Annotated in this window: 6 protein-coding genes; 3 read left to right on the forward strand and 3 right to left on the reverse strand. The window is 34.7% G+C overall.

Features of this window, described 5'->3' with window-relative positions:
• From PHI38_RS07435 to PHI38_RS07445, 3 genes are all read left to right on the forward strand, one after another.
• Nucleotides 1-2,409 (forward strand): MMPL family transporter (locus PHI38_RS07435; protein ID WP_299854533.1); only part of this gene is annotated, 2,409 nt, incomplete at its 5' end.
• A gap of 64 nt (nt 2,410-2,473) precedes the next feature.
• A complete protein-coding gene (locus PHI38_RS07440) occupies nt 2,474-5,140 on the forward strand; it encodes a glycosyltransferase family 2 protein (protein ID WP_299854536.1) in 2,667 nt (888 codons plus the stop codon).
• A 24-nt stretch (nt 5,141-5,164) separates the two neighbouring features.
• Complete coding sequence (locus PHI38_RS07445; protein ID WP_299854539.1) at nt 5,165-6,184, forward strand: aldo/keto reductase; 1,020 nt, start codon at nt 5,165-5,167, stop codon at nt 6,182-6,184.
• Here the strand turns inward: PHI38_RS07445 and PHI38_RS07450 are convergent.
• From PHI38_RS07450 to PHI38_RS07460, 3 genes are all read right to left on the reverse strand, one after another.
• Nucleotides 6,181-6,972 carry a shikimate dehydrogenase gene (locus tag PHI38_RS07450; RefSeq protein ID WP_299854542.1) on the reverse strand — a complete coding sequence of 264 codons (792 nt, stop codon included), beginning with the start codon at nt 6,970-6,972 and terminating at the stop codon, nt 6,181-6,183. The genes PHI38_RS07445 and PHI38_RS07450 overlap by 4 nt on opposite strands.
• Nucleotides 6,973-8,391 carry an anthranilate synthase component I family protein gene (locus PHI38_RS07455; RefSeq protein WP_299854545.1) on the reverse strand — a complete coding sequence of 473 codons (1,419 nt, stop codon included), beginning with the start codon at nt 8,389-8,391 and terminating at the stop codon, nt 6,973-6,975.
• A 42-nt stretch (nt 8,392-8,433) separates the two neighbouring features.
• The coding region (locus PHI38_RS07460) for an SPOR domain-containing protein (RefSeq protein WP_299854547.1) at nt 8,434-9,035 on the reverse strand (602 nt) is incomplete at its 5' end.

Below are 9,035 nucleotides of genomic sequence, written 5' to 3' on the forward strand. Positions count from 1 at the left end.
ATCATGGCACTCTTTGCCATGAGGCTTGAGATAGATGCAAGTGCAGAGACGCTACTTCTAGAAGATGATAAGGATTTGGAGTTCTCAAGAGATGTAGCAAGACGTTTTGAAACATCAAGCTCTTTGGTTATTACATACACGACGCAAGATGACCTACTAAGCCAAGAAAATATAGATAATATTAAAAAATTAAGTAGTGAGATAAAAACTCTTCATATTGTAGAATCTATAAACTCTATAGTAAATGTACCGCTTTTACAATCTCCTCCAATCCCTTTTAAAGAGCTACTAAAAGATATTCCAACGCTTGAATCCAAAGGTATAGATAAGGAGCTTGTAAGAAAAGAGTTTTTAAGTAGCGCCGTATATAAGAAAAATCTAGTAAGTGAAGATTTCACTACTACAGCGCTTATGATAAATCTTAAAAGAGATGAGAACTATTTTTCACTTATCAATCAAAGAGAAAAATATATTAAGTTAAAAAAAGAGAGAAAGTTAAGTGATGAAGAGAAGAGAGCTTATAAAAATGTCTCTTTAGAGCTCAAGAAATATAGAGATATTTTAAGAGAAGTTAATCATAAAACAATAGTTGATTTAAGAGCAATCATCTCTGATTTTGAAAATAATCACCCAAAAGTAAAGCTTCATTTAGGTGGAGTTGAGATGATAGCTGATGATATGGTCGAGTTTGTTAAGTATGACCTTAAAACATTTGGATTTTTAATTGTTGTACTTTTGATAATTATTTTATATGTTTTATTAAAAGAGATTAAATGGGTTGCTATTGCACTCTTTATCTGTACAATCTCCCTTATCGTAACTAGTGGATTCCTTGGGCTCTTTGGGCTTGAGATTACCGTTGTCTCATCTAACTTTATATCTCTGCAACTTATTATGAATATGTCTTTAGTTGTTCACTTAGTAGTGCGATATAAAGAGCTACTTTTGGAGACTCCAAATGAATCTCAAGAAAACCTAGCAATGCAATGTGTTCTCTCAATGGGAAAACCGTCTGTTTTTGTTGTTTTAACAACAATAGCTGGATTTAGTTCTTTAGTTTTTAGTGGGATTTTACCAGTTATAAATTTTGGTTGGATGATGAGTGCTGGAATAGTTATTTCACTTCTAATTACATATATTGTCTTCCCAATTACTTTACTCTTCTTAAGACGAAAAGAGTCTCAAGAACTATTAAAAGAAGAAACTGTATTTACATCTAAAGTTGCTTATGTTGCATATAATCATAAAAAAAGCATCTTGTTTATGACTCTTTTAGTAACTCTTTTTTCTATCTCAGGAGCAACAAAACTTAGAGTTGAGAACAGTTTTATAGATTACTTTAAAGAAAATACACAGATATACCAAGGAATGGCTCTAATTGATCAAAAGCTTGGGGGAACAACACCTCTTGACGTTATTTTAACGTTTAAAGAGGCTAGTGACGAAGTAGAAAATATAAAAGTAGTGAGCTCTGATGAAGACACAGAGTTAGACTCTTTTATGGATGAGTTCCAAGAGCAAGTGGGTGATAAAGAGCAATATTGGTTTACTCAAAATAAGATGAGAAAGATAAAAGAGGTACATGAGTATCTTGAATCTTTAGAGGCGGTTGGAAAAGTACTCTCACTCTCAACTGCAGGAGAGGTTTTAAAGGTACTAAATAACAATGAAGAAGCTGATGGGCTAACATTGGCTCTAATGTACAAAAAATTGCCTCCAGAGTATAAAAAGATAATTTTAACGCCATATGTAGATATAGAAAATAATCAGGTGAGAATAAGTACAAGAATCATCGACTCAATGCCAAATCTAAAACGAGATGAGCTGATAAAAAAGATAGATCACGACTTAAACAATATGTTAAATAAAAAGTATGAAGATCATAAAATATCTAATCTTTTGGTTATGTATAACAGTATGCTTCAATCACTCTATTATTCACAGATAAAGACGATAGGCGTTGTTGTTGTTATTTTGTTTTTAATGTTTCTAATTCTTTTTAGAAGTCTTAAAGTTGCCATTATTGCTATGATTGCTAACATTGTTCCAGTAGGCGTTGTCTTTGGCTTTATGGGTTGGATGAATATCCCACTAGATATGATGACTATAACAATAGCTGCAATTAGTTTAGGAATTGCGGTAGATGATACTATTCACTATATTTACCGTTACTCTTTGCTTTATCGTGAGTCTAAAGATGCAACTGCTTCCATGTTTAGTGCGCATGAAAGCATAGGAAGAGCTATGTTTTATACATCAGCTATTATCATGGTCGGTTTTTCAGTTTTACTCTTCTCAAACTTCTATCCGACCATCTACTTTGGACTTTTAACTATGATTGCAATGTTTATGGCAATCGTTGCAGATTTGATGCTTCTACCTGCTTTAATTCTTATATTTGGCATTTAAAAATTTTGTACATCACTTTGTAAAATTTTGATGTACAATTCGATTTATTATCTTAGGAAGTACATTGAAATATATTTTAGTTTCGTTACTGTTTGCTTCGCTTCTTCAAGTCTTTTTATGGCTTAACAACGATAAGTTTATAACCCCTCCTGACACCGATGAAATCATAGAATCTCTCTCTTATGCGCCTTATCAAAAAGGTAATGAAAAAGAGATGCTCAGTGATGAAGAGGTAATTAGAGATTTAAAACTTTTAAAAAAGTTTACAAATACTATTCGTTTATACTCAGCAGAGGATTCACAAAAAGTTATGCCTCACTTAAGTGAGCTTGGTATGAGAGCACATATGGGTCTTTGGCTCTCTGGTGATGTTGAAGATAATGAAAAAGAGATAGCTCTAGCTAAGAGTCTTGTAGCTGATTATCATGATAACCTTATATCTGTTATCGTAGGAAACGAGGTTTTGCTTCGTGATGATTTAGATCCAGATGAGTTGATTGTTCATATAAAAGACTTTAAAGAGTTTGTTACTCTTATCTTAAAAGTAGACAGAGACGCTAAAGCAAAAGCTATTAAAGAAGAGATATTAAAAGAAAAAAACAGAAAAGTAAGAGCGAAAAAGCTAAGAGAGGCAAAAGCCAATGCGGCTAAAGAAGAACAGCGCACTATTTTAGTGACAACAGCTGAAATCTGGAATATGTGGCTGTTGTATCCATACTTAGCAGATGAAGTTGACATTATAAATATTCATATACTTCCTTATTGGGAGAAGATAAAAGCTGAGAACTTTGTAGTATTTTTTAATGAGAAATATAAAAAAATAAAAGAAGCTCATCCTACAAAGCCTATAATCATTGGAGAGTTTGGATGGCCTAGTCGAGGATATAACAATCAAGCATCAGTTGCAAGTCCGCAAAATCAGGCAATGGTTATTAGAAAATTTTTAGAACTTGCAAAAAAAGAGGGCTTTAGCTATAACCTTCTCGAAGCATTTGATCAACCTTGGAAAGGTGTAGATGAAGGAAGTGTTGGTCAGTACTGGGGAATTTTTGATGCAAATCGTCATCTAAAGTTTGAGCTAAAAGGTAATGTTTTAGTAGAACCATTTTGGTTTATGCAGATGGTTGCAGCTGCTATTATTGGTGCAATACTAACCTTCTTTGGACTTAGAAATCAAAATATAAACTTCTTGCATGCAATGACTTATGGACTAGCCGCGCAAGGTATCTCTTTTGGTATTGTAATGTCAGCTGTTTATCCATTTGTGCACTATATGAATTTTGGAACATGGATTATGTGGGGTATGGGTTCTATTTTGATGGTGCCTCTTACTCTAATTACTCTAGCAAAAGCTAATGAGCTATTTAAGTGTACAATAGGAAGACGACCAAAGAGACTAATCCCTCTTAATTTAAAATCAGATCATGTCCCATTTGTGAGTATACATGTACCTGCATACAAAGAACAACCTAATGTTTTAAAAGAGACTCTAGAAGCTCTTGCAAATCTAAAATATACAAATTTTGAAGTCTTAGTTATTATAAATAATACGCCAGAAGATTTTTATAAAACACCTATAAAAGAGTTGTGCGAAAAGCTTGGAGATAGATTTGTCTATCTTGATATAGAGTGCACTGGCTTTAAAGCAGGGGCACTAAACAAGGCATTAGAGTTTACAAATCCAAAGTGCGAAGTTTTAGCCGTTATAGATGCTGATTATGTTGTAAAATCAACTTGGCTTGTAGATTTAATTCCTATTTTTGATGATGAAAAAGTTGCTCTTGTTCAAGCTCCACAAGACCACAGAGATGGAGAAGAATCTCTTATAAAGACTGCTATGAATGCTGAATATGCTGGCTTCTTTGATATAGGAATGGTTGAGCGTAATGAAGAAAATGCCATAGTAGCGCATGGAACTATGATAATGGTGCGTAAGAGTGCATTTGATGAAGTAGGGCAGTGGAATACAGATACTATCGTAGAAGATAGTGAGCTAGGGCTTAGACTCTTTGAAGCTGGATATGTAGGACACTACACAAACCGCAGATATGGGCATGGGCTACTTCCAGATACTATTGAAGCGTTTAAAAATCAGAGACATCGCTGGGCTTATGGTGCTGTACAGATTTTGAAAAAACATTGGAAACATTTCGAGCCATCATCAAAAACATTAACGCGTTCTCAAAAACATCACTTTATAACAGGATGGTTCTTCTGGCTCTCAGACGCTCTGGGGACAGTTACTTCGATACTCAATATTATCTGGGTTCCTGTGATTATATTTGTTGGTGTTACAATCCCTACTATTGCTCTAACTGTACCGATACTAACAGCATTTTTAGTAAATGTTATTCACTCATTTGTGCTTTATAGAACAAGAGTTGGTGCCAACTTCTACCACTCACTACTTGGCGCAATAGCTGCTATGAGCTTGCAACTTACAATCTTTAAAGCTGTTTATGATGGATTTGTTAAAGATAATCTGCCATTTAAGAGAACAGAAAAAGGTGGTAACAGTAAAAAAAGTACTAGCAGTCCTGTAAAAAATGAGATTATCTTAGCATCACTCTTAATTGGCTCATTTATAGCACTTATTATGACTAATCATCAAGGAATAGTGGAAGTTTATATATTTTCAGCAACTATATTGATTCAAAGTATCCCATATGTCTCTGCTATAATTCTTAGATTAATTGAGAAGAGTTCTTATAAAAAAGTAATTATCTCATAATAAAAAATAAAAGAGAGATAAAAGATGCAGTACAGATACATAGGGAAAACAGGGCTTAGAGTTACACCAATATGCTTGGGAACTATGAGCTTTGGCTCGTGGAGTTCTGAAGCTGAATCTTTTAAGATTATGGATAAAGCGTATGAGAGAGGGATTAACTTTTTTGATACTGCTGAAATATATCCAGTTCCACCAAAAGCCGAAGATACAGGCATTAGTGAGAGTATTATTGGAAAATGGTTAAAGAGTAAACAAAGAGATAGCATTATCTTAGCCTCAAAAGTTGCAGGAGCTGCAAATGGATGGTTTGTTCCGCCAATACGCCATGGTTATACAGCAATAGATAAGTTCCACATTAAAAGAGCGATAGAAGGCTCTTTAAAGAGGCTAGGAACTGACTATATAGACCTCTATCAAATGCACTGGCCAGATACAGTTGTACCCATAGAAGAGTCGTTAATAGCCTTTGATGAGCTTGTTAAAGAGGGCAAAGTAAGATACCTTGGAACTTCTAATGATAGTGCTTATGGGCTAACAAAAGCAAATGAGACTTCAAAGAGATTAGGCATTGCTAGATTTGAATCCATACAAAATAATTTTTCGTTAAATAACCCACGTTTTTTAGATGAACTCGCAAACGTATGTACAAAAGAGAGCATTTCACTCTTAGCCTATTCTCCAATTGCTGGAGGAGTTTTAAGTGGTAAATATAACAGTGAGTTCTATCCACAAAACGCAAGATATTCTGACTACATGTCAAGTAAAAATACACGGTTAAACTCTCAAGCAGAACGATTTTTAAATGAGAAGTCATTAAAATCTACTCAGCGTTATTTAGAGATAGCAAAAAAACTCAATATCTCTGCAGTAACTCTCGCAGTAGCCTACTCAAAACAGTTTACATTTGTAGCCTCTACTATCATAGGCGCTAGAAATATAGAGCAGATGGATGAGTCACTCGCCGCACTAGATATCACTCTAAGTAAAGAGACAATGGCTGAGATAGAAGCAGTGCAGAATGAGATTATGTACCCTATGTTTTAGAGCTCAAAACTCTTTTTCATGTAATGCTTTATATCATCACTCTTTAGCTCATGATTTACAAAAAGCTCATTAGCTAAGATGCCTTGAGCCAGTAACATGTCAGAACCATCTTTGCATCTGATATTTTTCTCTTTTGCAAGCTTTAAAAATGGTGTTATTTTCCCATAAATTGCCTCTGCTACAAAAGAGGTGTTATCTAATATCTGCTCTATTAAAGCAAGTGGAGCAGGAAGTTCTTCATCTTTGAGCCCAGCACTTGTTGAGTTTAGCACTAAGTCATACTTCTTTATCTCAAAATTATCCCAGCTAAAACACTCACAACCAAGCTCTTTAAAGTAAGAGAGTCTCGCTTCACTTCTGTTCATAACACTAACTTTTATGTTAGAGTCTATAAATTTTGAGGCCAGTGCTTTTGCCGTTCCGCCAGCTCCAAGAATTAGTATGTTTTTTATATCTCCAAACTCTTTAATGGCAAACATAAAGCCATCTGCATCGGTGTTATAGCCTATTAGACGACCATTTTCATTTACTATAGTATTTACAACGCCTACTTTTTTCGCAAAACCTCTTACTTCATCACAAGCCAAGAAAGCCGCTTCTTTATGCGGAACCGTGATGTTTGCGCCTGAGAGTTTGAGTGAGAAAAATATCTCTTTGAGTTTTGTGCCATCTTCTAGGTGAATTCTAGTGTAACAAGCTTTGTAGTTTAGGTTTTTAAATACGCTGTTGTGCATAAGAGGAGAGCGTGAGTGCGAAACTGGATCACCAAATAAAGCAAAGAGTTTCATCTATCTCTCGTTAGTGTCGTCTAGATCTTCAAGTGAAGCTACTAACGCTCCAAGTTTATTTCTAACCTCTAAGTATTCAAGCTCATTTTGACTATCTGCAACAACTCCAGCTCCAGCTTGAAGTATTACTCTGTCTTCTTTTACCATGGCAGTTCTTATAGTTATTGCGCTATCCATATTTCCATCAAAACCAAAATAGCCAACGCTTCCACTATAAAAACCACGCTTTAGTCCTTCATACTCTGCGATAAGCTCCATAGCGCGTATTTTTGGCGCTCCAGTCATTGTTCCTGCGGTAAAAGTTGCCATAAACAAATCAAACATATCTTTATCATCAGCTAGAGTAGCTGTTACGTCTGAAACTATATGCATAACATGTGAAAACCGCTCAATATGCATCATATCTTCAACTTTTACAGTTCCAGTCTTTGCAACTCTACTTACATCATTTCTACCTAAATCTATAAGCATAAGATGCTCTGCTAACTCTTTTGGATCTGCTAGTAGTTCAGCTTCCAGCTCTTTATCTCTTTGCTTTGTAGAACCTCTTTTTCTTGTTCCAGCGATTGGGCGAAGAAGAAGTTCGCCATTTGTAACTCTAACCATAACTTCAGGTGAGCTTCCCACGATGTTAAAATCCTCATACTCCATTAAAAACATATATGGTGATGGATTTTTTGTTCTAAGGATTCTGTAAAAACTAAATGGATCTACTTTTATCTCCCTAGTAAAGCGGTTTGTCATAAGAATCTGGAACACATCACCGCTTCTTATCATCTCTTTAGAGTCATCAACCATTTTGAAGAAGTGCTCTTTTGTATGAGCAAAGCTACCTTTGTCACTTCCTATATTTTTTATCATATGGATATACTCATAAGAGCCTTTTAGCTCGCACTCAATCATCTCAAACTTATCACTCATCTCTTGGAGTGTACTAACAAGTGTTAGTTGATGATTTTTATGAGAATAAACTAAAATAATCTTAGGAAGTATAAGGTCAAGGTCTGGAGTGTTTAACTCATCTTTTAAGTTGTCCATCTTCGAGTGGAGTTTTGGCTCAAAAACTTTTACCATGTCATAGCCGATATAGCCTATAAAACCATCTACATAACCTACTTTGAGTTCGTTTGAGGCTTTTTTATAGATAGAAGTATCTATGCCTTTATAGTAGTTTTTTAAAAAGGTAAATGGTGACTCATCACTAATGTGTTTTAAACCCTTTGCATCACTGTAGATAGTTTTACCATCAATGTACTGAACTCTCTCTCTTGCCCCCATGCAGATAAAGCTATAGTTACCCTCACTCTGCCCAGCACTCTCAAAAAGATAAGAGATTTCATCTTTAAATATAGTTTTTAATTTTGCATAAACTGCAATTGGAGCTAGTTGATCTTGAAAAAATTGTTTTGAGTAAATCAAAGGAGTACCTTGTAAAAGAGTTGCTCCAGGAGGAGCATGGTTTTATTGTATTTTTGTTAAAAAAGCAGCAGCTTCAACGGAAGTTCTTAACTCTTTTAATGCTTTTCTAGCTTCAGTATCTGTGGCAAAAGGACCCACTAAAACTTTATTTAAAGGAGTGGCATTATTTTCAACTTTATGAAATTTATATTCATACCCAAGTTTTGTAATAGATTCTAAAAATTTCTTGTTTGGCTCAAGTCTTGAAAAAGAACCAACTTGAATATAATAAATTCCTGAAGTTGCCATTTGAGCCTTAGGTTTTGGCTCTTTTGGAGTAACTTTTTTTGGCTCTACCTTTTTAGGTTCGACTTTTTTACTCTCAACTAATTCTGTTTGTCTATCTTCTTGAACTGCAGGAGCCTCTTTTATGCTCTCTTCTTTAAGTTTTTGAGCGATTTCATCTAAAGAAATATTATCTTTAGTTGTTTCTTGAACAACTGGAACGTCTTCAAAAAGTGGCTCATCTGCTACACTTTTAATCTCTTTTTGTGGTTCAGGAGGAAGAATTGCTTGTGGCTGACCACTTGTATTGTTAGATGTTAGAGAACCCATAAGCATTACAACTATTATAAGTACAACACCAAGAGTAGCAACAGCTAAAA

Origin of the sequence: Sulfurimonas sp., from assembly GCF_028694895.1 — a bacterium.
GTDB lineage: Bacteria > Campylobacterota > Campylobacteria > Campylobacterales > Sulfurimonadaceae > Sulfurimonas.

What these genes read in the sequence shown, in the direction of transcription:
- PHI38_RS07445 (WP_299854539.1), top strand. Translation starts at nt 5,165, where the DNA reads ATGCAGTACAGATACATAGGGAAAACAGGGCTTAGAGTTACACCAATA.
- PHI38_RS07450 (WP_299854542.1), bottom strand. Translation starts at nt 6,972, where the DNA reads ATGAAACTCTTTGCTTTATTTGGTGATCCAGTTTCGCACTCACGCTCT.